27 protein-coding genes, 1 other RNA gene and 2 pseudogenes are annotated in these 26981 nt (G+C 72.6%); 15 read left to right on the top strand and 15 right to left on the bottom strand.

The features are described from left to right. Positions 1-72 precede the first annotated feature (72 nt). The gene (locus B9S57_RS12065; protein ID WP_103515550.1) at positions 73-1080 is read left to right on the top strand and encodes a Gfo/Idh/MocA family protein; all 1008 of its coding nucleotides are present in this window, start codon (positions 73-75) and stop codon (positions 1078-1080) included. 19 nt (positions 1081-1099) lie between these two features. Here B9S57_RS12065 and B9S57_RS12060 read toward each other — a convergent pair whose 3' ends face one another. Continuing rightward, a complete protein-coding gene (locus B9S57_RS12060; RefSeq protein WP_103515549.1) occupies positions 1100-2767 on the bottom strand; it encodes an alkaline phosphatase in 1668 nt (555 codons plus the stop codon). 142 nt (positions 2768-2909) lie between these two features. On the opposite strand from B9S57_RS12060, the gene B9S57_RS12055 reads away from it, so the two are divergent. The 3 genes from B9S57_RS12055 to B9S57_RS12045 all read left to right on the top strand — a co-directional run bounded on the left by B9S57_RS12055 (position 2910) and on the right by B9S57_RS12045 (position 5268). After that, positions 2910-3665, top strand: coding sequence for an SDR family oxidoreductase (locus tag B9S57_RS12055; protein ID WP_103515548.1), 756 nt, complete (start codon positions 2910-2912; stop codon positions 3663-3665). 137 nt (positions 3666-3802) lie between these two features. After that, entirely contained in the window at positions 3803-4267 is a 465-nt protein-coding gene (locus B9S57_RS12050; RefSeq protein ID WP_103515547.1) for a lamin tail domain-containing protein, read from the top strand. 146 nt (positions 4268-4413) lie between these two features. After that, a complete protein-coding gene (locus tag B9S57_RS12045) occupies positions 4414-5268 on the top strand; it encodes a PhzF family phenazine biosynthesis protein (protein WP_103515546.1) in 855 nt (284 codons plus the stop codon). Positions 5269-5302: 34 nt separating this feature from the next. Here B9S57_RS12045 and B9S57_RS12040 read toward each other — a convergent pair. Both B9S57_RS12040 and B9S57_RS12035 read right to left on the bottom strand, forming a co-directional pair. Next, positions 5303-5506, bottom strand: a pseudogene (locus tag B9S57_RS12040) (aldo/keto reductase); the annotation flags it as partial. A gap of 116 nt (positions 5507-5622) precedes the next feature. Then, complete coding sequence (locus B9S57_RS12035) at positions 5623-6234, bottom strand: TetR/AcrR family transcriptional regulator (RefSeq protein ID WP_103515545.1); 612 nt, start codon at positions 6232-6234, stop codon at positions 5623-5625. A gap of 105 nt (positions 6235-6339) precedes the next feature. On the opposite strand from B9S57_RS12035, the gene B9S57_RS12030 reads away from it, so the two are divergent. The 3 genes from B9S57_RS12030 to B9S57_RS12020 all read left to right on the top strand — a co-directional run bounded on the left by B9S57_RS12030 (position 6340) and on the right by B9S57_RS12020 (position 9394). Continuing rightward, positions 6340-7788, top strand: a complete 1449-nt coding sequence (locus B9S57_RS12030) for an MFS transporter (protein ID WP_103515544.1) — start codon at positions 6340-6342, stop codon at positions 7786-7788. Positions 7789-7832: 44 nt separating this feature from the next. Continuing rightward, complete coding sequence (locus tag B9S57_RS12025) at positions 7833-8414, top strand: GNAT family N-acetyltransferase (RefSeq protein WP_103515543.1); 582 nt, start codon at positions 7833-7835, stop codon at positions 8412-8414. A gap of 77 nt (positions 8415-8491) precedes the next feature. Next, positions 8492-9394, top strand: a complete 903-nt coding sequence (locus B9S57_RS12020; RefSeq protein WP_103515542.1) for a glycosyltransferase family 2 protein — start codon at positions 8492-8494, stop codon at positions 9392-9394. Between the two features lie 65 nt (positions 9395-9459). Here B9S57_RS12020 and B9S57_RS12015 read toward each other — a convergent pair whose 3' ends face one another. Then, positions 9460-9933: a GNAT family N-acetyltransferase gene (locus B9S57_RS12015; RefSeq protein WP_103515541.1), complete on the bottom strand. Its 474-nt coding sequence runs from the start codon at positions 9931-9933 to the stop codon at positions 9460-9462. 274 nt (positions 9934-10207) lie between these two features. On the opposite strand from B9S57_RS12015, the gene B9S57_RS12010 reads away from it, so the two are divergent. Next, positions 10208-10636, top strand: coding sequence for a pyridoxamine 5'-phosphate oxidase family protein (locus tag B9S57_RS12010; protein WP_103515540.1), 429 nt, complete (start codon positions 10208-10210; stop codon positions 10634-10636). A 461-nt stretch (positions 10637-11097) separates the two neighbouring features. Beyond that, complete coding sequence (locus B9S57_RS12005) at positions 11098-12129, top strand: 7-epi-alpha-eudesmol synthase (RefSeq protein ID WP_103515539.1); 1032 nt, start codon at positions 11098-11100, stop codon at positions 12127-12129. 91 nt (positions 12130-12220) lie between these two features. Here the strand turns inward: B9S57_RS12005 and B9S57_RS12000 are convergent, their stop codons facing one another. The 6 genes from B9S57_RS12000 to B9S57_RS11975 all read right to left on the bottom strand — a co-directional run bounded on the left by B9S57_RS12000 (position 12221) and on the right by B9S57_RS11975 (position 17367). Then, the gene (locus B9S57_RS12000; RefSeq protein ID WP_103515538.1) at positions 12221-13486 is read right to left on the bottom strand and encodes a cytochrome P450; all 1266 of its coding nucleotides are present in this window, start codon (positions 13484-13486) and stop codon (positions 12221-12223) included. Then, positions 13483-14091 (bottom strand): ATP/GTP-binding protein, encoded by a 609-nt coding sequence (locus B9S57_RS11995; RefSeq protein ID WP_103515537.1) that lies wholly within the window; start codon positions 14089-14091, stop codon positions 13483-13485. Before B9S57_RS11995 ends, B9S57_RS12000 begins: the two co-directional genes overlap by 4 nt. Then, complete coding sequence (locus B9S57_RS11990; protein ID WP_103515536.1) at positions 14072-14443, bottom strand: DUF742 domain-containing protein; 372 nt, start codon at positions 14441-14443, stop codon at positions 14072-14074. The genes B9S57_RS11995 and B9S57_RS11990 overlap by 20 nt, the downstream gene beginning before the upstream one ends. After that, positions 14440-14850, bottom strand: a complete 411-nt coding sequence (locus tag B9S57_RS11985; RefSeq protein WP_103515535.1) for a roadblock/LC7 domain-containing protein — start codon at positions 14848-14850, stop codon at positions 14440-14442. The genes B9S57_RS11990 and B9S57_RS11985 overlap by 4 nt, the downstream gene beginning before the upstream one ends. 5 nt (positions 14851-14855) lie before the next feature. After that, on the bottom strand, positions 14856-16577 hold the full coding sequence (locus B9S57_RS11980) for a sensor histidine kinase KdpD (protein WP_103515534.1): 1722 nt from the start codon (positions 16575-16577) through the stop codon (positions 14856-14858). 337 nt (positions 16578-16914) lie between these two features. After that, positions 16915-17367: a nuclear transport factor 2 family protein gene (locus tag B9S57_RS11975; protein ID WP_103515533.1), complete on the bottom strand. Its 453-nt coding sequence runs from the start codon at positions 17365-17367 to the stop codon at positions 16915-16917. Positions 17368-17453: 86 nt separating this feature from the next. On the opposite strand from B9S57_RS11975, the gene B9S57_RS11970 reads away from it, so the two are divergent. The 3 genes from B9S57_RS11970 to B9S57_RS11960 are packed head-to-tail and all read left to right on the top strand — an operon-like array spanning position 17454 to position 20683. After that, complete coding sequence (locus B9S57_RS11970; protein WP_103515532.1) at positions 17454-18023, top strand: PadR family transcriptional regulator; 570 nt, start codon at positions 17454-17456, stop codon at positions 18021-18023. Continuing rightward, positions 18010-18822: an SGNH/GDSL hydrolase family protein gene (locus tag B9S57_RS11965; RefSeq protein ID WP_103515531.1), complete on the top strand. Its 813-nt coding sequence runs from the start codon at positions 18010-18012 to the stop codon at positions 18820-18822. Before B9S57_RS11970 ends, B9S57_RS11965 begins: the two co-directional genes overlap by 14 nt. Before the next feature lie 52 nt (positions 18823-18874). Next, complete coding sequence (locus tag B9S57_RS11960) at positions 18875-20683, top strand: SMI1/KNR4 family protein (RefSeq protein ID WP_103515530.1); 1809 nt, start codon at positions 18875-18877, stop codon at positions 20681-20683. 46 nt (positions 20684-20729) lie between these two features. Here B9S57_RS11960 and rnpB read toward each other — a convergent pair. Both rnpB and B9S57_RS11950 read right to left on the bottom strand, forming a co-directional pair. Then, positions 20730-21129, bottom strand: an RNA gene (gene rnpB / locus B9S57_RS11955) — RNase P RNA component class A. Between the two features lie 76 nt (positions 21130-21205). Next, complete coding sequence (locus B9S57_RS11950) at positions 21206-21727, bottom strand: TetR/AcrR family transcriptional regulator (RefSeq protein ID WP_103515529.1); 522 nt, start codon at positions 21725-21727, stop codon at positions 21206-21208. 241 nt (positions 21728-21968) lie between these two features. Between B9S57_RS11950 and yaaA the strand changes: the two genes are divergently transcribed. Beyond that, positions 21969-22769, top strand: coding sequence for a peroxide stress protein YaaA (gene yaaA / locus B9S57_RS11945; RefSeq protein WP_103515528.1), 801 nt, complete (start codon positions 21969-21971; stop codon positions 22767-22769). A gap of 73 nt (positions 22770-22842) precedes the next feature. Continuing rightward, positions 22843-23490 carry a bifunctional 4-hydroxy-2-oxoglutarate aldolase/2-dehydro-3-deoxy-phosphogluconate aldolase gene (gene eda, locus B9S57_RS11940; RefSeq protein ID WP_103515527.1) on the top strand — a complete coding sequence of 216 codons (648 nt, stop codon included), beginning with the start codon at positions 22843-22845 and terminating at the stop codon, positions 23488-23490. Between the two features lie 36 nt (positions 23491-23526). Here the strand turns inward: eda and B9S57_RS11935 are convergent, their stop codons facing one another. From B9S57_RS11935 to B9S57_RS11925, 3 genes are read right to left on the bottom strand one after another with little or no spacing between them, the layout of a single operon-like run. Further along, the gene (locus tag B9S57_RS11935; RefSeq protein WP_103515526.1) at positions 23527-24789 is read right to left on the bottom strand and encodes a bifunctional RNase H/acid phosphatase; all 1263 of its coding nucleotides are present in this window, start codon (positions 24787-24789) and stop codon (positions 23527-23529) included. Next, on the bottom strand, positions 24789-25532 hold the full coding sequence (locus B9S57_RS11930) for a zinc ribbon domain-containing protein (RefSeq protein ID WP_258036370.1): 744 nt from the start codon (positions 25530-25532) through the stop codon (positions 24789-24791). Before B9S57_RS11930 ends, B9S57_RS11935 begins: the two co-directional genes overlap by 1 nt. Then, the gene (locus B9S57_RS11925) at positions 25529-26365 is read right to left on the bottom strand and encodes a Nif3-like dinuclear metal center hexameric protein (RefSeq protein ID WP_103515524.1); all 837 of its coding nucleotides are present in this window, start codon (positions 26363-26365) and stop codon (positions 25529-25531) included. The genes B9S57_RS11930 and B9S57_RS11925 overlap by 4 nt, the downstream gene beginning before the upstream one ends. 370 nt (positions 26366-26735) lie before the next feature. Here B9S57_RS11925 and B9S57_RS34875 point away from each other — a divergent pair. Beyond that, positions 26736-26981, top strand: a pseudogene (locus tag B9S57_RS34875) (hypothetical protein); the annotation flags it as partial.

The raw sequence follows: 26981 nt of genomic DNA, 5'->3' as shown, positions 1-26981 counted from the left end.
TCGTTGAATCCGCATCTATGCTCTCAGGTCAGCCGTAGTGGTCGATACCTTTTTGCGTGGGAGCGGGCGGGCATGAGTGGGACTGTGCGTTGGGGTGTACTGGCGACGGGCGGCATAGCCGCGACCTTCACGGGGGACCTGCTGGCGATGAAGGACTCCGGTGCCGAGGTCGTGGCGGTGGCCTCCCGCACGGTGGCCTCCGCGAAGGCGTTCGCCGACCGGTTCGGGATCGAGCGGGCGTACGGCACGTGGGCGGAGCTCGCCGCGGACGAGGGCGTCGACGTCGTCTACGTCGCCACCCCGCACTCCGCGCACCGGGAGGCGGCCGGGCTCGCGCTGGAGGCCGGGAAGCACGTGCTGTGCGAGAAGGCGTTCACGCTCAACGAGCGTGAGGCGCGGGAGCTGGTGGAGCTGGCCCGGCAGCGCGGGCTGTTCCTGATGGAAGCCATGTGGACGTACTGCAATCCCCTCATCCGCCGGATGACCGAGCTGGTGCGGGACGGCGCGATCGGCGAGATCCGCACGGTGCAGGCCGACTTCGGCTTCGCGGGCACCTTCGGGGCGGAGCACCGGCTGCGCGACCCCGCACTGGGCGGCGGTGCGCTCCTGGACCTCGGGGTGTACCCGGTGTCGTTCGCGCAGCTGCTGCTGGGCGAGCCGGACCGGGTGCAGGCGGACGCGCTGCTCTCGCCGGAGGGCGTCGACCTGAACACCGGGATGCTGCTGGGCTGGGAGTCGGGGGCCACGGCGCTGCTGAGCTGCTCGATCGTGGGCGACCTGCCGACCACGGCGTCCGTCACGGGCACGGCGGGGCGGATCGACTTCCCGCAGGGCTTCTTCCACCCGGAGAGCTTCGTCCTGCACCGGCCGGGCCGTGAGCCCGAGACCGTCGTCACGGGCCCCGGGCCGCAGGGCCTCTCCGGCATGCAGTACGAGGCCGCCGAGGTGACGCGCGCCCTGCTGGCGGGCGAGAAGGAGTCCCCGCTGGTGCCGCTGGAGGGTTCGCTCGCCGTGATGCGGACGCTCGACGCGGTCCGTGACCGCGTCGGCGTCCGCTATCCGGCGGACGTCCGCGCCTGACCTCGCGCGGAGGCCGGGATCACGCGGGGGTGAGCCCCGGGTTCCCGGCCTCGGTCACGAAGGAGCCGGCCGTGGAGAGCGGCGCACCGGGCGTGGTGACGCCGGAGACCGTACGGAAGTCGGCACGCGCCTCGTCCCTGCCGAGGGTGACGAGCGCGTAGCCGCGGCGGCCGTTGTAGAACTTCAGGTGCGGGTTGGCCTGGGTCAGGTTGTTCCAGTTGGCGGGCTTCTCCGCGCCGTCGCCTCCGCTGGTGATCGAGGTGGCCACGATCTCCGTGCCGACGGTGCGGGACGCCGGGTCGTCGAAGTCCTTCTTGAGGTCGAAGCCGTAACCGACGTGCACGTCGCCGGTCAGGACCATCAGGTTGTCGACCCCGGCGGCCTCGGCGCCGTCCATGATCCGCTGCCGGGAGGCGGGGTAGCCGTCCCACGAGTCCATGGACAGCTTGTAGGCGTCGGACGGCACGTCGCGCCGCCGGGCGAAGGTGACCTGCTGCGGCACGACGTTCCACCGGGCGTCCGAGCTCTTCCAGCCGTCGAGCAGCCAGCGTTCCTGGGCGGCGCCTGTCATGGTGCGAGACGGGTCCTCGGACTCCGGTCCGGGGACCTTCCAGCCGTCGCCGTACGCCTGGTTGCTGCGGTACTGGCGGGTGTCGAGGATGTCGAACTGTGCGAGCCGGCCGAACTGCAGGCGGCGGTAGAGGCGCATGTCCGGGCCGGTGGGGCGCTGCGGGGCACGGAGCGGCTGGTTCTCCCAGTACGCGCGGTAGGCGGCGGCCCTGCGGAGCAGGAACTCCTCCGGCGGGACGCTGTTCTCCGGGATGTCGCCCGCGTAGTTGTTCTCGGTCTCGTGGTCGTCCCAGGTGACGACGAAGGGGTGCGCGGCGTGGGCGGCGCGCAGGTCGGGGTCGGACTTGTAGAGGCCGTACCGCATGCGGTAGTCCTCCAGCGTCAGCGTCTCCCGGTTGTAGTGGTCCGGCAGGACGCGGTCGGTGTAGTTGCGGGCCCCGCCGACGGCGGTGACCGCGTACTCGTAGAGGTAGTCGCCGAGGTGGAAGACCACGTCGACGTCCTCGTCCGCGAGGTGCTTGTAGGCGGTGAAGTAACCGGCGTGGTACGCCTGGCAGGAGACGGCGGCCAGCGTCAGCGAGCTGTTGCGGGCGCCGCGGGAGGGCGCGGTGCGGGTGCGTCCGGTGGGACTGGTCCAGGCGCCCGTGCGGAAGCGGTAGTAGAAGCCCCGGTCGGGGTCGAGACCGCCCACGTCCACGTGGACGCTGTGGCCGAACTCGGGGTGGGCCGTGGTGGACCCGCGCCGGACGACGCGCCGGAAGCGTTCGTCGCGGGCGATCTCCCAGCGGACCTCGACGCGCTCGGCGGGCAGCCCGCCGTCGGCCTCGTAGGGGCGGGGTGCGAGTCTCGTCCACAGGAGCACGGACTCCGGCTGCGGGTCCCCGGACGCGACACCGAGGGTGAAGGGGTCCTCGGTGATCTTCCGGGCGTCGAGCTCGGCGGCGGCGGCCGTGCCCGCGCCGGGCAGGCCGGCGCTGAAGGCCAGTGCGGCCGCCGCGCCGGTGACCGTGAGGAAGCGGCGGCGCCCCACACCGGATCCGAGCCGCCGCGCGGCGGCGCGCAGCTCGTCGGAATGGCCGCCCTGGCCGGGCGTCCTGCTGATCTGTGCGGGTGTCATATGCCCCTCCCCTGCCGGATGTTGTCAGAGGCATTGGAGTGCGGGGCGACGACTTCTCGTTGGCACGTACACAACATCCGTATGGCGGTGCGATGAGCACCGGGTGCAGGCCGCCCGGAAACCTCCCGTACGCTGCCGGGCCATGAACGCTGAGCAGAAAATCGCTGTCGTCACGGGTGCCGGATCGGGGATCGGCAGGGCGGTCGCCCTCACTCTCACGGGTGAGGGCTGGACGGTGGCCCTGGCAGGGCGCCGGGCCCCGGCCCTGGAGGAGACGGCCGCCGCGGCCGGTCCGGGCTCCACGGTGCGCCTGCCCACCGATGTGAGCGACCCGGAGGGGGTGGCCGCGCTCTTCGCCGCCGTGCGGGACCGTTTCGGCCGGCTCGACCTGCTCTTCAACAACGCGGGGACGTTCGGGCCGGGCCCCACCCCGGTCGAGGACCTCGCGTACGAGGACTGGCGGACGGTGGTCGACGTCAACCTCACGGGGACGTTCCTCTGCGCCCAGGCGGCGTACCGCCTGATGAAGGAACAGGACCCGCAGGGCGGCCGGATCATCAACAACGGCTCGATCTCAGCCCACGCGCCGCGTCCGCACTCCCTCGCCTACACGGCGACCAAGCACGCGGTGACCGGGCTGACGAAGTCGCTGTCGCTGGACGGGCGGCCGTACCGGATCGCCTGCGGGCAGATCGACATCGGCAACGCGGCCACCGACATGACCGAGCGGATGAGCGCGGGGGTCCTCCAGGCCAACGGCGAGGTCGTCGCCGAGCCGGTGATGGCGGCGGCCGACGTGGCACGGACGGTCCTGCACATGGCGGAGCTGCCGCTGGAGGCCAATGTGCAGTTCGCGACGGTGCTGGCGACGGCCATGCCGTACGTCGGCCGAGGCTGATCCAGTTCGGTCCGCGCCGGCCCGTAACTCACCCTGGAATGAAGGGATATGTGAATTTACGCCTTTGAGTCCGGGCAAGCGCGTGCTGCCCGTATGCTGCTGATCTTCACCGGATGAACACAGAAGGACCACACAGTATGCGCATACGCACCGCCGCGCCCCTCGCCCTGGCCGCCGCCACCGCACTGGCCGGCTCGCTCCTCGCCACGGCCCCGGCCTCGGCGGCCTCCCACCAGGGCGGGCTGCACCTCGGCAAGATCCAGTACGACAGCCCCGGCAAGGACACCCGGACGAACACGTCCCTGGTCGCCGAGTACGTGGACATCCACAACAACGGGAAGTCCGCGCTGCAGCTCAAGGGCTACAAGCTGAAGGACAACACCGGTTACACGTACACCTTCCCCTCCTTCACCGTGGCCGCCGGGAAGACGGTCCGGGTGCACACCGGCAAGGGCAGGAACTCCGGGGCGCACGTGTACGGGAACCGCGGCTCGTACGTCTGGAACAACACCGGCGACAAGGCCCGGCTCGTCAAGCCGAGCGGCACGCTGCTGGACTCCTGCTCCTGGGGCAAGGGCACCGGCGTGAAGGTCTGCCACTGACCGCAGTGAACGCGCCGCCGCGGCCGGGGGGTCCGTGGAGCGGCCAGGGGGTGGCCCGGGGAGTCAGGGCCCCGGGCCACCCCCGTGCGCACCCTTCCCGGACGTCTCCGGGAATGCCCGCCCGCACGCCTCGGTTGACGTGCGACATGAGCTCACACCCCGGCGCCGAAGTCCTCCGCTACACCGCCTTCTCCACAGACCCCGACGGGGGCAACCCGGCCGGAGTCGTCCTGGACGCCTCCGGGCTCGACGACGCGTCGATGCTCGCCGTGGCAGCCGAGCTGGGGTACAGCGAGTCCGCGTTCCTCACGGCGCCGGACGGCCGGGGCGGACACACCGTCCGCTACTTCAGCCCGAAGGCCGAAGTCCCCTTCTGCGGCCACGCCACAGTGGCCACCGCCATCGCGCTCGCCGAGCGGGACGGCCCGGGCGACCTGGTGTTCTCCACGCAGGCGGGCACGGTACCGGTCACCGTGACCCGCGAGGGCGGTGAGCTGCGCGCCACCCTCACCAGCGTCGAGCCGCACACCACGGACGCCTCCCCGGAGTCCGTGGCCGAGGCCCTCGCCGCACTGGACTGGCCGGCCGCCGACCTGGACCCCTCGCTCCCCCCGCGCATCGCCTACGCCGGGGCCCGCCACCTGGTGCTGGCCGCCGCGACCCGGGAACGGCTGGCGGACCTCTCGTACGACTTCGCCCGCCTGGAAGCCCTCATGCGCGCACTGGACCTGACGACGGTTCAGCTGGTGTGGCGGGAGTCCGGCACGGTCTTCCACGTCCGCGACCCGTTCCCGGTGGGCGGCGTGGTCGAGGATCCCGCGACGGGCGCCGCGGCAGCGGCCTTCGGCGCGTACGCCCGCGAGCAGGGCCTCGTCCCCGAGGACGCGGTCCTGACCCTGCACCAGGGCACCGACATGGGCCGCCCCGGCACGCTCACCGTCGAACTGCGGCCCGGTGACGCGCGGGTCAGGGTGAGCGGGACGGGGACCCGCATCAGCTGATCAGGCCCGGCCCGCCCGGCCTCTCCCTCAGGTGAGTGCCGAAGAACCGCACCCCGAGGTCGAGCGCCCGGTGGATCGCCGCCACCGACTCCTCGTCGTCGACCGCGCCCCAGCCGAGCGGGCCGCCGTCGGGCGTCGACCACTCGCCCCCGATGGCCCAGCACCCGAAGCCGAGCGCGCCGGTGTCGATCCCGCTGCGGCCCAGTGTCCTCTTCTGCCAATCCGTGTCTGTCTGCATGGCCGCAGAAGCTACGAGTTGGAGTGCACGAGAAGTCAAGCGACCCGCGCCCCGGCCGCCCGACGGGCCTCGTCGGCCTGCGGCAGGACCCGCGCCCCGTGCGCGCGGACCCGCGCTCAGACCACGTACACCCCCGCCCTCGCCGCCACGGCCGCCGCCTCGGCCGCCCGGTCGGCGGCGGCCTCGTCCAGGGGGTCGCCACTGGCCAGCAGTCGGTAGTAGAGGGGCGCGGACACGGCCCGGACGACCTCGCGGGCGTCGGTGCCCCGGGGCAGCTCCCCCCGCCCGACCGCCGCCTCGACACAGCCGGACCACTCCCCGACGCGTACCGCGTAGAAGCGGTGCAGGGCCTCGGCCGTGCGGGCGTCGCACGTCGCCGCCGCGACGACGGCGGAGAAGAGCGGGCCCTGGCGCGGGTCGGTCAGCGTCCGCACCACCAGCCGGGCGTTGGCCCTGAGGTCCTCGTCCAGGGAGCCCGTGTCCGTGCGAGGGACGGACTGCTCCGCCATGTCCGTCAGCAGGTCGGCAACCAGCCCGGCCGTGGTGGACCAGCGCCGGTAGACCGTCGTCTTGCCGACCTCGGCACGACGGGCGACATCGGCGAGGTCGAGCCGGTCGAAGCCCTGTTCGACCAGTGCGTCGCCGGCGGCGCGCAGCACGGACTCCCGCACCCGGGCCGTCCGCCCACCGGGCCGGACCGTGCCCGGCTCCACATCGTCAGCACCCATAACGGGCCTCCAGTTCCATTAATGACCCTCCCCCTGCTACGGTGGCCCCACCCTAACGGAACCAAAGAACCGTTAGCGCTCCGGGACTCCCAGGAAGGGCACCCCATGTCCATATCCAGCAGCACGGCACCCGCCACCACGCCTCCTCGGACACCGCCGGTCCGCATGACCGGTCGGCAGAAGCTCGTGCTCGCCCTCCTCCTCGGTGCGCAGTTCATGATCGCTGTGGACTTCTCGATCCTGAACGTCGCCCTGCCCGCCGTCGGCGAGGGCCTCGGATTCTCCCTCGCCCACCTCCAGTGGATCGCCACCTCCTTCGCCCTCGCCGCCGCCGGATTCACCCTGCTGTTCGGGCGCGTCGCCGATCTCGTCGGCCGCAAGCGCCTGTTCACCGGCGGGATGGCCGTCCTCGGCCTCTCGTCGGCGCTCGGCGGGTTCGCCACCTCGCCCGAGGTCCTGCTCACCGCACGCGTCCTGCAGGGGCTGGCCACGGCGGCCGTCACCCCGGCCGGACTCGCGCTGCTGACCACGGCGTTCAAGGAGGGACCGCTGCGCGAGCGTGCCCTCGGCCTCAACGGCGCCCTGATGTCCGCCGGATTCACGGCGGGGGCGATACTCGGCGGCCTGCTCACCGACCTGCTCTCCTGGCGCTGGGCCTTCTTCGTCAACGTCCCCGTCGCCGCACTGGTCGTCGCACTCGCCCCGTCCCTGATCACCGACTCGCGGCCGGCCGGGCGGCCCAAGCTCGATCTGCCGGGCGCCGCCACCGTCACCGGCGGCCTGCTGCTGCTCGTCTTCGGACTGACGCAGGCGGGCGAGTCCGGCTGGACCACGCCCACCACCCTGACCGCGCTGCTCGTGGGCGCCGTGCTCCTCGTCGGGTTCTGGTTCGTCGAGAAGCGTGCCGCCGCGCCCCTGGTCCCCGTCCGCGTCATCCGGCGGCGCAGCGTCGTGCGGGGCAACGCGACCGGGCTGATCGCCTTCGTCACCGAGACGTCCCTGGTCTTCCTGCTGACGCTCTACCTCCAGGAGGTCCTCGGCTACTCCCCTCTCGCCACCGGCCTCGCCTTCGGCGTCCTGGGCATCGGCACCGTGATCGGCGGCATGCTGGGCGGGCACGCGGTGGGCCGGTTCGGCAGCCGGCGCACCATCGTCACGGGCGGAATCGTCCAGGCCGCCGCCACCCTGTCGCTGGTGGCGCTCGGCACCTCCGGCGGCTGGATCGCACTCCTGCTCGCAGCGACCTTCGTGGGAGGCGTCGGCAACATGCTGATGATCGTGGGCTTCATGGTCACCGCCACCTCCGGGCTCCCCGACGAGGACCAGGGACCGGCCACCGGGCTGGCCACCATGACCCAGCAGGTCGGGATCACCCTGGGCATCCCCGTGATGAGCGCGATCGTCACCGCCCGGACGGGGACGGACACCGGGCCCGACGCGGTCCTGTCCGGCGTCTCGACGGCGGTCCTCGTCAACTCGGTGCTGGTCCTCGCGGGCGCCCTGCTCGCCGGGGTGTCTTCCGGCCGGTCCGGCAGCCGTACGCCCGCCGGGTGAGTCGGGTCGAGACGGCGGGCCGCGGGCGCGGCAGGATGACGCCCATGGCACAACCGCTGACCGTCCCCAGCATGACCGCCGGCGCGGATTTCGTCCTCCGCCCCTGGGAGATGAGCGACCTGCCCCTCATCCGCGAGGCGGCGGTGGACGACTACATCCCCCAGATCACCACCATCCCCTCGCCCTACTCCGACGAGGCGGCCGAAGCCTACGTCAGACGCCAGTGGCAACGGGCGGCCACCGGGACCGGGTATCCGTTCACCATCGCCCGCACCCGGGACCGGCGGCCGGTCGGCTCCATCGGACTCTGGCTCGCGGACGCCGCCGAGGGCAGGGCGTCGCTCGGCTACTGGATGACGACACCGGCCCGCCGCCAGGGAGTCGCCGGAGCGGCCCTGCGCACGGTCACCACCTGGGCCCTGCACGAGCTGGACATCCCCCGGGTCCAGCTGTTCGTCGAGCCGTGGAACACGGCCTCCGTACGGACCGCCGAGAGTGCCGGCTACCGGCGTGAGGGACTGCTGCGCGGCTGGCAGGAGATCGGGGGACGGCGCCGGGACATGCTCGTGTACGCCCGGCTGAACGGCGACGGTCCTGCTGGTGACCGGGCGCCCACCGGAAGCTGAACACGAGACGTTACGATCGCGGGCACCGCGGCAGGACCGCGGTGCAGCAGCAGCCGAAACCCCGGGAGAGCCGAGCCTTGTCCGTACCACGCGTCGGCGTAGCCATCGTGACCATGGGGGACCGCCCGCAGCAGGTCGAGGCACTCCTGGCGTCGGTGGCCGTGCAGGACGTGCGGCCCGCCCGCGTGGTGATCGTGGGCAACGGCTCACCCCTTCCGGACTACGCCTCGTTCCCCGGCCTGACGGACCTCGACGGCGGTGTGACGCTCCTCGAACTCGACGAGAACCTGGGCTGCCCCGGCGGCCGCAACGAGGCCCTGGAGGTGCTCGCCGGTTTCGGCGACGTGGACGTGGTGATCGAGCTGGACGACGACGGCCTCCTGGTGGAGAAGGACGTGTTCCGCACGGTCCAGGAGCTGTACGCCGCCGATCCGCGCCTCGGCGTCGTGGGCTTCCGCATCGCCGACGAGGAGGGGGAGACCCAGCGCCGGCACGTTCCGCGCCTCCGGGCCAAGGACCCGATGCGCGGCGGACCCGTCACCTCGTTCCTCGGCGGCGGCCACGCGCTCTCCCTGGAGATGCTCGCCGGGACGGGCCTCTGGCCGGCCGAGTTCTTCTTCACCCACGAGGAGACCGATCTGTCCTGGCGGGCGCTCGAGGCGGGCTGGAAGATCCTCTACGAGCCGCGCCTGCTGCTCCAGCACCCCAGGACGTCGCCGGCGCGGCACGCGGTCTACTACCGCATGACGGCCCGCAACCGCGTCTGGCTGGCCCGCCGCAACCTGCCCTTCCTCCTGGTCCCGGTCTACCTGGGCACCTGGCTCCTGCTCACCCTCGCACGCATCCGCTCGGTCCCCGGCCTGCGCGCCTGGGCGGCCGGATTCGCCGAGGGGGTGCGCACCGGGTGCGGCGAGCGCAGGCCGATGCGCTGGCGCACGGTGTGGCGGATGACGCGCCTGGGCCGCCCGCCGGTCATCTGACCGCCCCGCCGGGCAGATGACTGTCCCGCCGGGCAGATGACTGTCCCGCCGGGCCGTCCGACCGTTCAGGGCCGCCCGTCCGCGGTCCACCGGTAGAGCACGTCCGGCTCCCTCTCCTCGTTGCGGCTGCCGTCGTCGTAGGCCACGGCGACGAAGCCGTGCCGCTCGTAGAAGGCGCGGGCACCGGTGTTGCGCTGGAAGGTGTACAGGCTCAGCTCCCCGCGCGAGGCCTCCTTGACCTGCTCCAGCAGACGCGTGCCGATGCCCCGCCGCAGGGCGTCCGGCCGCAGGTAGAGCTGGTCGAGCTCATCCCCGTCCAGGGCAGCGAAGCCCAGCAGCTCCCCCGCCTCCCCCTCGGCCACCCATGTCTCGGTGCCGGGCAGCAGGACATGCGTGATCCAGGCGAGCGTGTCCTCGTCGCTGTGCACCTGTGCGAGACCGGGCAGCGCCGCGGCCCGTGAGGCGAGGAAGACACGGGTGATCTCCTCCGCGTCCCCGGCGACCGCCGTCCGCAGCCGTGCAGCCGTGTCCTGAGCCATCCTGTCGCTCCTCCTCGCCGGTGTGAACGCACAGGTATATCAGGGGCGTTCGCCGGCGCCAGCGGTCCGTCACCGCTGGAGGCCGGGACGCCGTGCCCTCCGCCCCGCCGTCGGGGCGCGGGCGAGGGTGCGGCGCCGGCGGCGCACCCACGAGAGGCGGAGCCGACGGGACCGGAGAATTGGCCGGGACGGTGTGTGACTCCCGGGCCGGGCCGGGACGAACGTTGCATAATGCGCCTGAGGCAAGCCGACCGCCCACTCGAGGAGTCCAGCTGTGGCACTGACCCGCACGGAGCGAGAGCAGTTTCTGGCCGAACCGCACGTCGCCGCGCTGGCCGTGGCCGCGCCGGAGGAGGGGCGGGCCCCGATCACCGTGCCGATCTGGTACCGGTACGAGCCCGGTGGCGACCTGTGGATCATGACGGGCCGCGACTCCCGCAAGGGGACCTCCATCGCCGCGGCGGGCCGCTTCAGCATGATGGTCGAGCGCGTCTCGCCCACCGTCCGCTACGTCTCCGTCGAGGGGCCCGTGGTCGCCACGCTCCCCGCCACCCGGGAGCAACTGGTCGAGCTGTCGTCGCGCTACCTCCCGGCCGAGAAGGTCGAGGGGTACGTCGACTTCGCCTGGAGGGAACACGGCGAGCAGGTCGTCATCCACATGCGTCCCCAGCGCTGGCTCAGTTCGGACCTGGGCGCGGTCTGAGCGTCCGGACCTGGGTGCGGTCCGAGCCTCCGGACCCGGGTGCGGTCCGAGCCTCCGGACCCGGGTGCGGTCCGAGCGCCCCGACCGATCCTGACGGCCCGCACCCGTCGTGGCGTCACCGACGGGTGCGGGCCGGACCCCCGGGCGCCGGGCGCGCCGGGCCGGCGTGGCGACCGCCCGCACCGGGAGACCTCCGGCGATCCGGGCCGACGTCACGGAACAATTCGGCTCGATCCCGCCATTTCCGCCCTCCCGGGCACCGGGGGAAGCTCTGATTCCGGTAAGTATTTCTTCGTACTGATCTTGCGGCATAGATCGTTTAGGCTCTGGGCAGCCTCAGGTCGCACATGATGAGGCGTCAATTTTTGCCCCAAAACGTGCACTTCGAGTCAATGGGCGTCAATCCCGATCGCCCTGTCGCAGGGCGGGGGGCCTGTGAATCGTCTCAAGAGAGGACACCCATGCCGCAGGACGTCACATTCGACCTCCCCTTCGAGGCCCCGGTCAGCGAGCACCTCGCCCACGCACGCGAGCGCCATCTGCGCTGGGTCTGGGAGATGGGCCTGGTGCGGAGCCAGGCGGGGTTCGAGGAGTACCAGTCCTGGGACCTCCCCCAGGCGGCGGCGCGGACGTACCCCTACGCCTCGGCCGACGACATGGTCGTCCTGATGAACTGGTTCTCCCTGGCCTTCCTCTTCGACGACCAGTTCGACGCCGGAAGCCCCGACCGCGCGGACCGCGTGGCCGAGGTCGCACGGGAGCTGATAGCCACCCCGCTGCGTCCCGCCGGGACGGCACCGCGCGTGGTCTGCCCGATCACCACCGCCTGGGCCGAGGTGTGGGGCCAGCTCTCGGATGGCATGTCCCTGACCTGGCGATCGCGGTTCGCCGCCTCCTGGGGCCGTTTCCTCGTGGCGCACACCGAGGAGGTGGACCTGGCGGCCGAGGGCCGTGCCGGGACGCTCGGCATAGAGGAGTACGCGGAGTTCCGCCGCCGCACCGTGGGCATCCACCACAGCATCGACGCGGGTGAACGCAGCCGCGGCTTCGAGGTTCCGGCCCAGGTCCAGGCGCACGACCTGATGGTCAGGATGCGGGACCTGGCCGCGGACACGATCGGGTTCATGAACGACATCCACTCCTTCGAGCGCGAGAAGCGCCGGGGTGACGGCCACAACCTCATCGCCGTACTGCACCGTGAGCGCGGCGGCACCTGGGAGCAGGCCGCGGACGAGGCCTACCGGATGACCACGGAGTGCCTCGACGAGTACCTCGCACTCGAGGCACACGTACCGGTGATGTGCGAGGAGCTCGGTCTCGGGACCGAGCAGCGCGACCAGGTGCGGATGGGCGTCGAGGCCATCCAGCACTGGATCAGCGGCAACTACGAGTGGGCGCTGACCTCCGGCCGCTACTCCGCCGCGAAGGAGGGCCCGGCGGCGACGGCGGAGCTGGCGGGACGCGGGTCGCTGGACGATCTGCTCGCCGTCTGACACACCGGTCCCGCCCGGCCGGAAGGCTCGGCCGGGCGGGACGGGGTGCTCGGGCGGGACGGGGTGCCGGTTCGGGGCGGAGTGGCCGGACTCAGCCGGGCTGCGGGGCGAACGCGACCGGGAGGGTGTCCAGACGCGCTTCCCAGGTGGAGGCGGTCGAGGTCAGTTCACCGGCGGGCACGGCCAGACGGAGCCCGGGCAGTCGGTGCAGCAGGACGTCGACGGCGATCTCGATGATGGCCTGGCCGATGTTCTGGCCGGGGCACTCGTGCGGTCCGCCGCTGAACGCCAGGTGCGACTGGTTGCCGTGCACGGAGACGCCGGCGTCGGGCCGGATGTCCGGGTCGAGGTTCCCCGCGGCGAGCCCCAGCACCAGCAGGTCACCCTCCTTGATCTGCGTACCCCCGAGTTCGAGGTCCGCCGTCGCGAAACGGCCCGGGAGGACCGACAGCGGCGGGGTGTTCCACATGACCTCCTCGACGACCTCGGAGACGGCTCGCTGGCCGCTGACGAGTCCCGCGAGGCGGGAGGATTCGGTGAGGATCAGCTCCAGCACCCGGGCCAGCAGATTGCTGGTCGTGGTGTGCGCGGTGATCAGCACCAGCCGCAGATGGCTGAGGATCTCGCCCTCGTCGAGCCCCGCGTCGTGGCCGAGCAGCCCTGTGGTGAAGTCGGGGCCGGGCTCGGCCCGCTTGCGCTCGGCGAGCCCTCCCAGGATCTCCATGATGCGGTCGTTGTGGGCCATGGCGTCCGGCCCGCCCTTGATGACCTGGGCGCAGGAGACGGCGAGGCTGCGGCCCTCGGCGGCCGGGAGCCCGAACAGCCGCGTCAGCACGAGCATCGGCAGGTACTCGGCGTAGTCGCCGACCAGGTCCGCGCCGCCCTTCTCGGCGAACGCGTCGATCTGCTTGTTCGCGAAGTGCGTGACATGGCGCCGGATACCGCGCCCCGCGAGGGTGTCCAGGTTGTCGGTGACGGCCCTGCGCAGCCTGCGGTGCGGTTCGCCGTCCTGGGACACGCAGTCGGGACGCCAGCCGAGCATCTGGATCAGCGGCGAGGTCTCCTCGACGCCCCCCTCGTTCCAGTCGCGCCAGATGCGGGAGTCCCGGCTGAACTGGAGCGGGTTGTCGAGCACACGCCGGCTCTCGCGGTAGCCGAGGACCAGCCAGGCGCGGACGTCCCCCTCCAGGAGGACGGGCGCCACGGCCCCGTGTTCCTTGCGCAGCCGTCCGTAGATGCCCTGCGGATCGACCGCGGCGTCCGGCCCGTACAGACGGGTGGGACCGTCGGTGCCGCCGTGCATGACGGGGCAGCCGCGGGTGGTGTCCGTGCCGTTCGCCGGACGGTCGTCGGTCATCGGGGCTCCAGTGCGACGGCCGAGCGTTCCTTGAGATGGCGTATCAGCGCGATCAGCACGTCCCGGCTCGAGGCCCGGTCACGGGCGTCGCAGGTCACGACGGGGGTGTGCTCGGAAATGTCCAGGGCGTCCCGGATCTCCTCGACCGGGTGGTCCTTGGAGTCGGGGAAGACGTTCAGGGCGATGACGAACGGCACGTCCTGCCGCTCCATCTCCTCGATGGCCCGGAAGCTGGAGGCCAGCCGCCGGGTGTCCACCAGGACCACGGCCCCCAGGGCGCCCTTGAACAGGCCGTTCCACAGGAACCAGAAGCGCTCCTGTCCGGGGGTCCCGAACAGGTAGAGCACCAGCTCCTCGTTGATGCCGATCTTGCCGAAGTCGAGGCTGACGGTGGTCTCCTGCTTGTCCGCCACCCCGATCAGGTCGTCGACGTCCACGCTGGCCTGGGTCAGCGTCTCCTCGGTCGTGAGGGGCTTGATGTCGCTCACCGAGCGCACCAGGGTGGTCTTCCCGGTGCCGAACCCTCCGGCGATCATCACCTTGACCGAGCGGGTGCCGCCTGAGGCCGTCTGCCGGCCGGGATGGTCAAAGCCTTTGAAGTCCACTGAGTACCTCCTCAAGGAGCGCGAGGTCGGGCCCGCGGCCGGCTCCTGACGCCGGGATGGGATCGCGGGCCTCGACGCGGCCTGCGTCCAGCAGATCGGCCAGGAGCACCGCGAGAATGTTGAAGGGCAATCCGAGATGGGCGCCGAGTTCGGCCACCGACAGCGGATCGCGGCAGCGCCGGAGGATCTCCTCGTGCTCGTGCTGCAGGCCGGGCTCGGCTGCGGCACGGGAGATGACGAGGGTCGCCACGTCCAGGGTCGACGCCGAACCCTCCGGTCCGCTGCGCCCCCCGGTGAGGACGTAGTACCGCTCGAGACCGGGCGGGTCCGTGGGCCGGCGGGGACCACTCATCCAGAGTGCTCCTCCAGGCGCGGGCTGGTGCCGAGGAGCTCACCCATCCTTCGCGCCAGGTCTCTCATCTGATGGCCGAGGAGGCCCTGGTCGAGCCCTTCCCTGGCGAGGACCCCGAGGTACGTCTCCACACCGGCCCGCACCACGAAGAGATGGCCGCCGTCGACCTCGATCATCGCCAGCCGGAGCTGCCCCGCGTACGTGGGGAACTGCTCGGCGACGGGCTGGGCGAGCGCCTGCAGTCCCGCGACCACGGCGGCGAAGCGGTCCACGTCGTCCGGGTCGTCGGCGCCGTAGGACGTGATGGCCTTGCCGTCGCTGGAGGCCACGAGGGCGAAGCGGATCTCCCGGATGCTCTCCGTCAGATCCCGGAGCGCCCAGCTCACGTCGGTTCCCTGTTGCGTCATGTGAACTAGTCGCTCTCTTCAGTGCGGTTGTACTCGCGGGCGGCAGTCGTCTCGCGTGCGCCCGGGACGGCGTCCGCGGTCGTCGCCTCCGGCGGGGCGCTCTCGCGTCCGGCCGTGGCGAAGGCGGCGAGACCGGCGAAGGACGCGTCCGGCGGCACGGGAGCCATGGACTCCGTGGTCCGGCCGGCGGCGACCGGCCTGGCTCCCGGCGCGTCGGCCCGCCTGCTCCTGCGCCGCGGCAGGCCGCCGGGCGTGGTGTCCATGGAGCCGCCGGCTTCGGTGCTCTCCGCCGGCACGGCGGTCACGGACCGCGCGGGGACGGGCTCGGCCCTCTCCACGGCGGGCCGGGCGGGCTCGGTGACGGGGGCGGGCTCGGCCCTCTCCGCGGCGGGCCGGGCCGGCTCGGTGACGGGGGCGGGCAGGTGGCTGAAGTACTTGTGGGGAACCACCACGACCACGGAGGTGCCGAGCCACGGCGAGTCCGCGAAGGTGACGCGGATGCCGTAGCGGCGGGCCAGAGCCCCCACCACGCGCAGACCGAGGTTGGCGTCCTCGGAGATGCCGCCGAGACCGGGGCCCTTCGAGGTGCCCGCGATGGACTGCTCCGCCTCGCGCTTGCGCTCGTCGCTCAGGCCCTTGCCCGCGTCCTGGATCTCGATGCCGACACCGTTCGGCACCTCCTTGCCGGAGACGACCACGGGCTCGGTGGGCGGCGAGTAGCGCGCCGCGTTGTCGAGGAGGTGGGCGAAGATCAGGGTCAGGTGGTCCACCAGGCCGCCGTCGACGCCGAGTTCGGGCAGGTGACGGACCTGGATGCGGTTGAAGTCCTTGATGCGGCCGATGCCGCCCCGGACCACGCTGAGCAGTCGCTGCGGTTCCTGCCACTGACGGCCGGGGCGGTCCGAACCGCCGAGTACGCCGATGCTGGCGGCGAGGCAGTCGGCGGGGCCGATCTCCTGGTCCAGCTCCATGAGGCCCTGGGCGACCGCGGGCAGCCGCCCGTGTTCGCCCTGCATCTCGTGCAGCCGGCCGCGGAGCCGGCCGGTCAGGACGTGGATCCGGCTGCCGATGCCGACCACGGCCTGCTCGGCCGAGGTCGAACGGTTCAGCTCCTCTTCCACACCGAGCAGCGCGGTTCTCAGGACCGTGCGCAGTGCGGCGCGCAGCTCCGGACTCGCGTCGGCCTCCTGGCCGACCTCCGCCAGGATGTCGTCGATGGCCTCGCCGTCCCGCAGTCGCGCGACCGCTTCGGGGAGGTGGCTCTCACCGAGCCTGGCGACGACCGCCTGCTGGAGTCCGAGCCGCTCCTCCGCCTCGCGGGACCGTGCGGCGATCCCGGTCTCGTAGGACTGGGCGTGTTCGGCGAGCCGGGCCTCGAAGTGGGCCGCCTGCTCGCCGAGTTGCGCTTCGAGCGCCGAGCGCTCGGACGCGAAAATCTGCTCACGTCCCCGCACGTCCGCGTAGCGCTGCTGGGAGTGCTCGGCCTGGGCCGAACGGAAGTCGGCGTTCGCGCGGCGGAGCTGGGACCGGCTCCGGATGAGGAGTCGCACACAGACCGAGCCTGCGACGGTGACCGCCGCGCCCGCGAACGTCGCGGGTATCTGGACCTCTTCGGGTCCCGCCACTGCGGTGACGACGGTTCCGGCCCCTAAGGCCAGCGGCATCAGCCACCAGCCGAACCAAGCGACCGGAGCACGTGCCGCCGGGGGTGGAGTGGCAAGTTCCATCTGCATCCTTCGAAAGCAACACTGTCGAACCGGGGGGAGCGATGCGGACGGCGCCTGTGGGTAGCGCGCAGCAACGCCGCGACCGAGTGACTTCACGTCAACTCGCCGCGCCGCAGGGGAGCCTATCGGGTTACCGATCGAATTGATCAACCGTCCTCCGCATACCGGGAGGTAATCGATCATGCTCTGGCCGGATCCTTCCGGCCGCGGTGACGGGCGGCCCTTACGCGGCACGGGTCCCCCCGGGGCCCGGGTCACCGCGGGCCGGACACACCTGGCCGAAAGGTGCGGAAGCAGGCGCTCCGCACGCGGGCGCCCGCCCTCGCGTCCGCCTCGGTCAGCTGCCTTCGGGCCGGGGTGCGAGACCGTCGGCGACCAGACCGGCGAGCACCGCCTCACCCAGGGCGTGCACCGCGGACTGCGGGCGGACCATCACGGTGAACTCCTTGATCAGTCCGGCTTCGTCGAACTGGAGCATGTCGATGCCGTGGATCTCCTTGCCGTTCACGGTCGCCCGGAAGACGAGGACCGCCGACGGCACCTCCTCGCCATCGGGGCCGGCCTCGGCCTGCCCCTCGAAGGACCCGACGTAACGGAAGCCCTCGAAGGTGCGCAGCAGGACACCGAAGAGTCCCGACACCATGGGCTTGCCCTCGAACGGCGTGAACTTCACCGGGCTGTGGAGACGGATGTCCTCGGTGAACAGGCCCTCCAGCGCCTTGAGGTCCCCCTCCTCCACGGCGGTACGGAAGTTCTCCACTGCGGCGCGGAAGCGTTCGCTGGTCTCCATGACCCCTCCTTCTACTCATCAATATGATTAGTCATTTTCATGAGTATGATGAGGTGGCTGACAAGAAAAGGGAAGGGGCCTCTTCGATGGCCTTGCGACATGCCGTGCTGGCAGCGCTGCTGGACGGCGAGTACAGCGGATACCAACTCGCCAAGGCGTTCGACATCGGCGTCGCGAACTTCTGGCACGCCCTGCCCCAGCAGCTGTACGCCGAGCTGGCCAAGCTGGAGAAGGACGGGCTGGTCGCGGGACGGCAGGTGGTCCAGGAGACCCGGCCCAACAAACGGCTGTTCCGGGTGACCGACGCCGGTCTCGCGGAGCTGGAGGAGTTCGCCGCCGCCGTGTCCAAGCCGTCCTTCATCCGCGACGACCTGCTCGTCAAGGTCCAGGCCGTCGACCACATCGGCATCGCCCCGGTCATCGAGCAGGTGGAGGAGCGGGCGACCGCCGCGGAAGCCAGGATCGAGCTCTTCGGCACGCTGCTGCGGCAGATGCGCGGCGCTGCGGACGAGGAGGAGTTCCTGCTCCGGGGCGAGCGGATCGGGCCGTATCTGACCTGCATGCGGGGGCTCGCGTTCGAGCGGGACACCAGGGACTGGTGCCTGCGGATCTCAGCCGTTCTCCAGGAAAGGCGGACTGTTCATGAGAAACGGTGAATTCCTGCGCTACGTCGCCCTGGGCGACAGCCAGACCGAGGGGGTCGGCGACGGCGACGACGCCACCGGCCTGCGGGGCTGGGCAGACCGGCTCGCCGAGCACCTCTCGGCCGTCAACCCCTCGCTCGAGTACGCCAACCTGGCCGTACGGGGACGGGTGGCCCACCAGGTCCGCGCCGGGCAACTGGCGCCCGCCCTGGCCCTACGCCCCGACCTGGCCACGGTCGTCGCGGGGGTCAACGACCTGCTCCGGCCCCGGTTCGACGCGGCGGAGACGGTGGGCCACCTGGAGGAGATGTTCGCCGCGCTGACGGCGGCGGGAGCCCACGTGGCGACCCTCACCTTCCCCGACATCGGGAAGATCGCGCCCATCGCCCGGCCGGTCAGGTCCCGCGTGTTCGAACTCAACGACCACATACGCGCCGCGGCGGCCCGGCACGGGGTCACGGTCACCGAAGCCGCCGGGCACGCCGTCACCACCGACCCGCGCCTCTGGAGCACCGACCGGCTCCATTCCAGCCCGCTGGGCCACGAGCGGATCGCCGCGGCCGTCGCCCACACGCTTCAGCTGCCCGGAAGCGACGACGCCTGGGCACGTCCGCTTCCTCCACGGGCGACCCCCTCCGCCTGGCAGGCCGCGGCAGCCGAAGTGCGGTGGACGGCCGCCTTCCTCGGCCCCTGGCTCGGCCGCCGCCTGCGCGGCCGGTCCTCCGGGGACGGCCGCACCGCGAAGCGGCCTCTCCTGCTGCCGATGAGCCCCACTCCCGCCTCCCCTTCGGCGGCGGACACGGGCCCGTAGAAGTCGTCGCGGCGGGCCGGGCGTTGTCAGTGGGCACTCCTAGGGTGATCACATGACGCCGACGACATCGCCGACCGACCCGCTGCCGACCGTGGCGGACTCCTGGGCCCGCATCGATGCCTGGCTCTCGGAGCACGCCCCGCTGAGCCGGGCACGGCTGCGGCCGCCCGCACCGCCCGAGGCGATAGCGGACGCCGAGGAACGCCTCGGGCTCACGTTCCATCCGGAGCTCGTGGCCTCGCTCCGCTGTCACGACGGGGTGGAACTGGAGGACAGCGCACCGGTGTTCGGCCTCTACGGCCCCTTCGCCGGGGTGTCGGGGATCGTGGAGAACACGCTGTTCCTCAGGTCCGTCGGCGAGGACGTCGAGGACGACCACCCCGACGACGACGACGATGACGACGACGCTCATGAACTCAACGCGTTCTGGCGCCACGAGTGGCTGCTCATCACCCACGGCATCTCCTGGGACGCCCAGGACGGCCTGTTCCTCACCTGCCGTGCCGGTGAGGACCACGGCCGCCTGGGCCGCTACTTCGACGAGGACGCTCCCTCGTTCAGCGCGTGGGCCTCACTGCGTGCGGCGCTGTCGGTGTTCGCCGATTCCCTGGAACAGCGGCTGCCCGTCGGCGGCCGGGTTCCGCTGGCCCCCGACGGGGCACTGATCTGGGAGGACGCCACCCGCACGGTGAAGGCGGCCCCCGTCTCGCCGCTCGCCCTCGCGGCGGACACCCCCGAGCCGGATCCGGAACCCGCCCGCCCGGAGCCGGAGCCGCCCCGGAGCGGGACGTACGTGACGATGGGCCCCGGGGCCTCCCGGCCGCCTGAACCGCCCCAGCCCGACCTGGTCTTCGCCGAGGGTGTGACGGCGGAGGAACTCCTGAGGCGGGCAGGCGTGGTGCAGCGGGAGACCGTCCGGACACGCTCCCATGCGCACGCCGAGCGGTCGGCGGCGAGCCCCTGGGCCGCGTCCCGCCCCTTGGTGCGCGCGGGATGCTGCGGTGACTGGGGATTCCTGGCCCAGAGCGCCGGAGCCCCGCAGCTGACCCGCCCGGAGGTGCTGCGGGGGCTGTCCCGGGACACCCGGGTCGTCGCTGTGGCCAAGCGGGGCCCCGAGGTCCGCCTCACCGTGTACGACCAGGGCCTCCCCTACGCCGATGGCGCTCAGGACCGTCTGGTGTCGTCCCCGCGGGAGGACTATGTGCGGCTCCCCGACGGCAGGGAGTTCCAGTCGCTCGGCGTCGACCCCTGGCCGGGCTCGACCGCCGCGTACACGGACTTCCTGGCCGGCCTGCGGGGCGGGTTCGGCATCGATTTCGATCTGGGCCGGGCACTCATCGACCGACTGCCCAGCGGCCTGGTCCTGCCCGTCCTGGACGACCTGCCCGAGTGGTCGCTCGGCCCCTGCACGGAGGTCCGGCAATTCGCCCTGGGTGAGCTGGTCGACAGCACCCCCCCGCCCCGGCTGCGCGCGGCGATGGCCGCGCAGCTGCGCAGACTGGCCGCCGAGACGGGGCTCGACACCTTCTCCGAGGTGACGGCGGTCCTGGCGTCCCTCGACCGGGGCGAGACCGCCGAGTTCACCGAGGGCAGCGCCCTGGACCTGCGCATGCGTACGCTCGTCGCCGAGGCCGAGGCGGCCCGGCCTGCGACGGAGCCCTCCTGGCGGCGGAGCCGGGATGCCCCCGAACTCCTCTTCACCATCGAGGACTTCCAGGCCTGGCAGCTCCGTGCGGACGCGGCGGACACACTGCGCCGCTTCCTCGAACTGCCGGTGCCGGTCGCCGCGGCGTCCGTCCTGCACCGCAGGCTCAGCGAGGACTGGCGCGGCGAACTGGCCGAGGACCTGGCGCCGCGGTGATCACACCGGCGCCGGAAGACCCTTGCGGGGCGGAGCCGGAGAGCGGCAGACGAGTCGGGCTGTACGCCGGGTTCTGTCACCCGGTCGCCTCGCGGCGGCCGGGGAGACGGCCATCCATCTAGGACCGGCATTGCTGCCGGCCTCGTGCGGTCTACCCGCGAACTCGGGCGGGCAGCCCTCGGACGTTCGCGCAGGAGCACCGGGGTGCTCCCTCTTGACCTTGCTCCGGGTGGGGTTTACCTAGCCGCCTGAGTCGCCTCAGGCGCTGGTGGTCTCTTACACCACCGTTTCACCCTTACCGGGAACCGAGGTTCCCGGCGGTCTGTTTTCTGTGGCACTGTCCCGCGGGTCACCCCGGGTGGCCGTTAGCCATCACCCTGCCCTGTGGAGCCCGGACGTTCCTCGGGAGGATCCGGAGATCCACACGCGGCCGTCCGCCCGGCTCGTCTGCCGTGGGGACCATGCTACCCGGCGGGGCGGGAGGTTCCGTGCGCCGGAGCAGCCCGCCCGCGCGTGGGGCCGTCAGACCGTGAAGGCGGCGATGCCCGCCTCCCACGCCGCCGAGAGATCGGCGCCCGGAAGGAATCGGCCGTTGAGCTCCAGGACGACCATGCCGTGGGCGAAGGCCCAGGCGGCCCTGGCCCGGCCCTCGTCGCCGCCCGCGGCACGGACCAGCGGGGCGGCGGCGGCCTCCGCGGCCGCCCCGTCGGGGAGGGTGCGCCCCATGGTCAGGAGGTAGAGGTGCGGGTGGGCGAGGGCGTGGGCACGGTAGGCGGTGGCGAGCGCGGAGAAGGAGCCGGGGGCCGCCGCCTCGGCTGCTGCCAGGACCCCGGCCGTCTCCCGGAGCATCTCGGCGGCCAGTGCCGCCACCACGGACGACTTGTCGGGGAAGTGCTTGTAGAGGGACGGCGCCCTGACGCCCACCCGGTCGGCGAGCCGTCGCATGGTGAGCGCTTCGGGGCCGTCGGCCTCCAGCAGGGCGCGCGCGGCGACGATGATCTGCCGGGGCCTGCTGGCGGCGGGGGCGGTGGCGAGGTCACTCACGCATAAGACCTTCCCTGGAACGGAGTCGGTACGCGGTCCGTAGCCGAGGACGTGATCGTACGAGAGAGGGACAAGCCGGTCGCCGGAGCCCCGTCCCCCGGAGACCGTGCGCACCGCAGTGCCCGGTTCGCCGGGACCGGCGTCCCAGCCCTCCCGGCGGGCCCCGGAGGTCCCGGCCCGTACCCTTGCGAAGGGCTCCCACGCGCGCGGGGCCCCGTGCCGCGTATGAAGGAGAACCCCCGTGCTCGTGCTGTTGCCGCCCTCCGAAGGTAAGGCCGCCTCGGGGCGCGGGGCACCGCTGAAGCCGGAGTCGCTGTCCCTGCCGGGTCTCGCGGACGCACGCGCCGCGATCCTCGACGAACTGGTCGAGCTCTGCCTGGGGGACGAGGACAAGGCCCGTGAGGTGCTGGGTCTGAGCGAGGGGCTGCGCGGCGAGATCGCGAAGAACGCCGAGTTGCGCACGGCCGGGACCCGTCCGGCCGGCGAGATCTACACCGGGGTGCTGTACGACGCCCTCGGCCTGGCCACGCTGGACACGGCGGCCAGGCGCCGGGCGGCCACGTCCCTGCTGGTCTTCTCCGGGCTGTGGGGCGCGGTGCGGGTGGGCGACCGGATCCCCTCGTACCGCTGCTCGATGGGGGTGAAGCTGCCGGGCCTGGGCGCGCTGAACGCGTACTGGCGTGCCCCGATGGCGTCGGTGATGCCGGAGGCGGCCGGGGAGGGGCTGGTCCTGGACCTGCGTTCTTCCGCGTACGCCGGGGCGTGGAAGCCCGCGGGCTCCGTCGCGGAGCGGACGGCGAGCGTGCGGGTGCTGCACTCCCGGGTCGTGGACGGGGTGGAGAAGAGGTCGGTGGTCAGCCACTTCAACAAGGCGACGAAGGGCCGGATGGTCCGTGATCTGCTGCTGGCCGGGGCCCGCCCGAAGGGGCCGGCGGAGCTGGTGGAGGTGCTCCGCGACCTCGGCCACACCGTGGAGGCGCAGGCTCCGGGACGGGCGGGGCGGCCGTGGGCGCTCGACGTGGTGGTCACGGAGATCCACTGATCCACTCGACGCACATTGCAGCATGCGCAACGCGCGTTGCGCGGTGTGCGGTTCTCGCGGCAGGATGGGCACCATGACCTCCTCCGCGCCCTCCGCCGTGCCCTCCTCCGTACTGGACCTCGCCCCCGTCGTCCCCGTCGTGGTCCTGGAGGACGCGGCCGACGCGGTGCCGCTGGCCCGGGCGCTCGTCGCGGGCGGGCTGCCCGCCATCGAAGTCACGCTGCGGACGGCCGCCGCCCTCGACGCGATCCGGGCGATCGCGTCGGAGGTCCCCGGCGCCGTGGTCGGCGCGGGCACGGTGATCTCCCCGGCCCACGTGACCGGGACCGTCGCGGCCGGAGCCCGTTTCCTGGTCAGCCCCGGCTGGACGGATGTCCTCCTGGAGGCGATGAAGGCCTCGGGCGTGCCCTTCCTGCCGGGTGTCTCGACGACCTCCGAGGTGGTCGCGCTGCTGGAGCGCGGGATCACGGAGATGAAGTTCTTCCCGGCCGAGGCCGCGGGCGGCACCGCCTACCTGAAGGCGCTGTCCTCGCCCCTCCCCCAGGCCCGGTTCTGCCCGACGGGCGGCATCTCGCTCGCCTCGGCGCCGTCCTACCTGGCCCTGCACAACGTCGGCTGCGTGGGCGGCAGCTGGATGGTGCCCGCTGACGCGGTGGCAGACAGGGACTGGGCACGGGTGGAGCGCCTGGCGGCCGAGGCGTCGGCCCTGGGACGCGGCTGATCCCCGCGCCTGCGGGACCCCGGAGGCCCGGCCGCGCTACCGCAGGTGCGAGGTGTCGTTGAGGACCCTCAGCGACGGGTTCCCGTCCGCGTAGTACGCCACCGTCGAGACGGAGGCGGGTGAGAGCTCCATCCGGAAGAGCGACTCCGGCGGGGCGCCCAGCGCGAGCCGGACCAGCGTCTTGATCGGGGTGACGTGCGTGACCAGGAGCGCCGTGCGGCCCGTGTAACGGGCGATCAGCCGGTCGCGGGCCACCGAGACCCGCTCGGCCACCTCCGCGAAGCTCTCGCCGCCGCCCGTGGGCGCCGCGTCCGGGGACGCCAGCCAGGTGGTCAGGTCGGCGCCGTACCGCTCCCTGACCTCGGCGAAGGTGAGTCCCTCCCACACGCCGAAGTCCGTCTCCCGCAGGCCGTCCTCGACGCGGACCTCCAGGCCGAGCCGTGCGGCCACGGCCCCTGCCGTCTCACGGCAGCGGCGCAGCGGGGAACTGACGATCTCCTGGACCGTGCCCTGCGCGGCGAACGCCTCCGCCGCGCGGGCGGCCTGGCGACGTCCGGTCTCCGACAGCTCGGGGTCGCTGCCGCCGCTCCCCGAGAACCGCTTCTCGGGGGTGAGGGCCGTCTCGCCGTGCCGGAGCAGGATGAAGGTGGCGGGCGCACCCAGATCTGGTGCGCTCCCCCAGCCCACCTGCGGGGCCGCGACCGGGTCCGCAGGTGGTGCGGCCGTCGCGGGGCGGGCGGCGGCCATCGCCGCGCGGACCTTCGCCGCACCCGCCGCCGCGTCGCCGGGCGGGCCGGACGACGGCGGTTCCGGGAGGGCCGGGGTACGTGTCGTCCCCAGGTCGGCCGTCGAGGCCGCCGGGTTCCACTGCTCGCCCCGTCCGCCCGCGTCCATCGCCTCGTTGGCGAGCCGGTCGGCGTGCTTGTTCTCCGCGCGCGGGATCCACTCGTACGTGACCGAGGAGGCGGGCAGGATGCCCGCGGCCTCCGCCGCGAGCGGCTTCATGTCGGGGTGCTTGATCTTCCAGCGGCCCGACATCTGCTCGACCACCAGCTTGGAGTCCATCCGGACACGCACCTCCACGGGCGTGTCCGGGAACAGCTCCTTCACCGCCGTGAGGCCGGCGATCAGCCCCCTGTACTCCGCGACGTTGTTCGTCGCGACCCCGATGTACTCGGCGGCCTCGGCGAGCGTCACCGCGTCGACGGGGTCGATGACGGCGGCGCCGTAACCGGCGGGCCCCGGGTTGCCCCGGGAACCGCCGTCGGCCTCGACGACCAGCCGGCGGAGAGCGGTCATTACAGGCCCGACTCCGAGGTGCGGACGAGGATGCGGTGGCAGTTCTCGCAGCGCAGCACCGTGTCCGGGGACGCGGACTTCACGTCGTTGACCTCGGTGATGTTCAGCTCCAGCCGGCAGCCCTCGCAGCGGCGCTGGTAGAGCCGGGCCGCGCCGACGCCGCCCTGCTGGGCGCGCAGCTTGTCGTACAGCTTGAGCAGGTCGGCGGGAACGGCACCGGCGACGACCTCGCGGTCCTTGCCGACGGTGGCGGACTCGGCCTCGAGCTCCTGGGTGGCGGCGTCACGGCGGGCCGTGGCGTCGTCGACCTTGGCCTGCACCGCGCCGACGCGCTCGGTCAGCTCGGCGACGCGCTCCTGGGCGGACTCACGGCGCTCCATGATCTCGAGGACGACGTCCTCCAGGTCACCCTGGCGCTTGGCGAGCGAGGTGATCTCGCGCTGGAGGCTCTCCAGGTCCTTCGGCGAGGAGACCGCGCCGGAGTCGAGCCGCTGCTGGTCGCGGACGGCGCGCTGGCGTACCTGGTCGACGTCCTGCTCCGCCTTGGTCTGCTCGCGGGTGGTGTCGCTCTCCTCGGTCTGCGAGGCGACGAGCAGGTCGCGCAGCTGCGCGAGGTCGCTGCCCAGCGAGTCGAGCTCGGCGTGCTCGGGGAGCGAGGTGCGCCGGTGGGAGAGCTGGGACAGGCGTACGTCGAGTGCCTGGACTTCGAGGAGTCGGATCTGGTCGGCGGGCGCGGCGTTCAGTTGGGGGCTCCAGAAGAGTGGTGGGTGGTCCAGGGGTCGGTGACCAGCTTCGAGACATGGACCCGCAGGTCCCATCCGTGGCGGTCGGAAAGTGCGTCGAGCTGCGCGGCGGCCTGCTCGCACCAGGGCCATTCGGTGGCCCAGTGTGCGGCATCGACGAGGCCGAGCGGCGAGTGCTGGACGGCCTCGGAGGCCGGGTGGTGGCGCAGGTCCGCGGTGAGGAACGCGTCCACGCCGGCGGCGCGCACGGCGTCGAAGAGGCTGTCGCCGGAGCCGCCGCTCACCGCGACCCGGCGCACGACCGCGTCCGGGTCCCCGGCCAGCCGGATGCCCTGCGCGGTGGCGGGCAGCCTCGCGGCCGCGCGGGCGGCGAAGTCCCGGAGGGACTCGGGGCGGTCGAGCTCGCAGATCCGGCCGAGCCCGCGACTGCCGGCCGTATCGGTGGGATCCGGCACCAGCGGGCCGGTGACCCGCAGGTCCAGGGCGGCCGCGAGGGCGTCGGAGACGCCGGGGTCGGCGGTGTCGGCGTTGGTGTGCGCGACGTGCAGGGCGATGTCGTGCTTGATGAGCTCGTGCACGACACGGCCCTTGAAGGTGGAGGCCGCGACGGTCGTCGTACCGCGCAGATAGAGCGGGTGATGGGTGACGATCAGCTGCGCGCCGAGGGCACGGGCCTCGTCGGCGACCGGCCGGACGGGGTCGACGGCGAAGAGGACCCGGTCGATCTCCGCTCCGGGATCACCGCAGACCGTGCCGACGGCGTCCCATACCTCGGCCCGCTCGGGGGGCCAGAGCGCGTCGAGCTCGGCGATGACTTCAGACAGACGGGGCACGGGGGAAAGGCTACCTGTCCACCGTGCCCCGCCGCCCCTGGCCGCCGGGCCCCGCACAGGCGGATCGGCGGCCGGTGCCGATCGTTACCTGACGGGGCCGGTCCGGCGCCCCCCTTCGTCGCGTGACGAAGTCGGTCCGGGGCCGTCGAGGACCGGGTTCGCCGGGGTGGCTCCGGGGCCGCTGCTCCACCTCGCCCCCTGGGCCGAGGCCGCCGATCGTCCTCAGGGATACGGGAAGGGCGACAGCACAGTCCCCCGCGCCTCCGCAGGCGAATCAGGACATCGGCACCCTTATGTGTGAAGTGCCGTGGCTCGTGTTGTCCGGTGGGGAGTCCGAAACCTAGCTTCGGTTGCCGGAGGTGACCGGACCATGACTGCCTGTGCCATCGAGGACAAGACCGCCGGAGTCGCAAGGGCCGCGGCGACACCCGAACCCACGCCCGATCCCGCGGAACCGGACGGGCCGGCCGGGCGCGGAAATCCCCGCACCGAGCGGGCGTCGGACGAGGGCGCGGATCCGGTCAGAGCCGGGGCGTCCGGCCAGGGGCCCGGTCCGCAGGCGCCGGCCCGTACGCATGGCGCGGGAGCGCCGGGCACCGCCGCCGGTCCCGGCGGG

It is taken from the genome of Streptomyces sp. SM10 (assembly GCF_002910915.1).
Lineage (GTDB): Bacteria > Actinomycetota > Actinomycetes > Streptomycetales > Streptomycetaceae > Streptomyces.
Note: the sequence above shows the minus strand (reverse complement) of the source record. Positions and strands in the feature narration are given on the sequence as shown.

What these genes read in the sequence shown, in the direction of transcription:
- B9S57_RS11965 (WP_103515531.1), top strand. Translation starts at nt 18,010, where the DNA reads ATGAGAAACGGTGAATTCCTGCGCTACGTCGCCCTGGGCGACAGCCAG.
- B9S57_RS12000 (WP_103515538.1), bottom strand. Translation starts at nt 13,486, where the DNA reads ATGACCGACGACCGTCCGGCGAACGGCACGGACACCACCCGCGGCTGC.
- B9S57_RS12065 (WP_103515550.1), top strand. Translation starts at nt 73, where the DNA reads ATGAGTGGGACTGTGCGTTGGGGTGTACTGGCGACGGGCGGCATAGCC.
- B9S57_RS12030 (WP_103515544.1), top strand. Translation starts at nt 6,340, where the DNA reads ATGTCCATATCCAGCAGCACGGCACCCGCCACCACGCCTCCTCGGACA.
- B9S57_RS12005 (WP_103515539.1), top strand. Translation starts at nt 11,098, where the DNA reads ATGCCGCAGGACGTCACATTCGACCTCCCCTTCGAGGCCCCGGTCAGC.
- B9S57_RS11970 (WP_103515532.1), top strand. Translation starts at nt 17,454, where the DNA reads ATGGCCTTGCGACATGCCGTGCTGGCAGCGCTGCTGGACGGCGAGTAC.
- B9S57_RS12050 (WP_103515547.1), top strand. Translation starts at nt 3,803, where the DNA reads ATGCGCATACGCACCGCCGCGCCCCTCGCCCTGGCCGCCGCCACCGCA.
- B9S57_RS12060 (WP_103515549.1), bottom strand. Translation starts at nt 2,767, where the DNA reads ATGACACCCGCACAGATCAGCAGGACGCCCGGCCAGGGCGGCCATTCC.
- B9S57_RS11935 (WP_103515526.1), bottom strand. Translation starts at nt 24,789, where the DNA reads ATGACCGCTCTCCGCCGGCTGGTCGTCGAGGCCGACGGCGGTTCCCGG.
- B9S57_RS12045 (WP_103515546.1), top strand. Translation starts at nt 4,414, where the DNA reads ATGAGCTCACACCCCGGCGCCGAAGTCCTCCGCTACACCGCCTTCTCC.
- B9S57_RS11975 (WP_103515533.1), bottom strand. Translation starts at nt 17,367, where the DNA reads ATGGAGACCAGCGAACGCTTCCGCGCCGCAGTGGAGAACTTCCGTACC.
- B9S57_RS12015 (WP_103515541.1), bottom strand. Translation starts at nt 9,933, where the DNA reads ATGGCTCAGGACACGGCTGCACGGCTGCGGACGGCGGTCGCCGGGGAC.
- B9S57_RS11960 (WP_103515530.1), top strand. Translation starts at nt 18,875, where the DNA reads ATGACGCCGACGACATCGCCGACCGACCCGCTGCCGACCGTGGCGGAC.
- B9S57_RS12025 (WP_103515543.1), top strand. Translation starts at nt 7,833, where the DNA reads ATGGCACAACCGCTGACCGTCCCCAGCATGACCGCCGGCGCGGATTTC.
- B9S57_RS11990 (WP_103515536.1), bottom strand. Translation starts at nt 14,443, where the DNA reads ATGAGTGGTCCCCGCCGGCCCACGGACCCGCCCGGTCTCGAGCGGTAC.
- eda (WP_103515527.1), top strand. Translation starts at nt 22,843, where the DNA reads ATGACCTCCTCCGCGCCCTCCGCCGTGCCCTCCTCCGTACTGGACCTC.
- B9S57_RS12055 (WP_103515548.1), top strand. Translation starts at nt 2,910, where the DNA reads ATGAACGCTGAGCAGAAAATCGCTGTCGTCACGGGTGCCGGATCGGGG.
- B9S57_RS11985 (WP_103515535.1), bottom strand. Translation starts at nt 14,850, where the DNA reads ATGACGCAACAGGGAACCGACGTGAGCTGGGCGCTCCGGGATCTGACG.
- B9S57_RS11980 (WP_103515534.1), bottom strand. Translation starts at nt 16,577, where the DNA reads ATGGAACTTGCCACTCCACCCCCGGCGGCACGTGCTCCGGTCGCTTGG.
- B9S57_RS12035 (WP_103515545.1), bottom strand. Translation starts at nt 6,234, where the DNA reads ATGGGTGCTGACGATGTGGAGCCGGGCACGGTCCGGCCCGGTGGGCGG.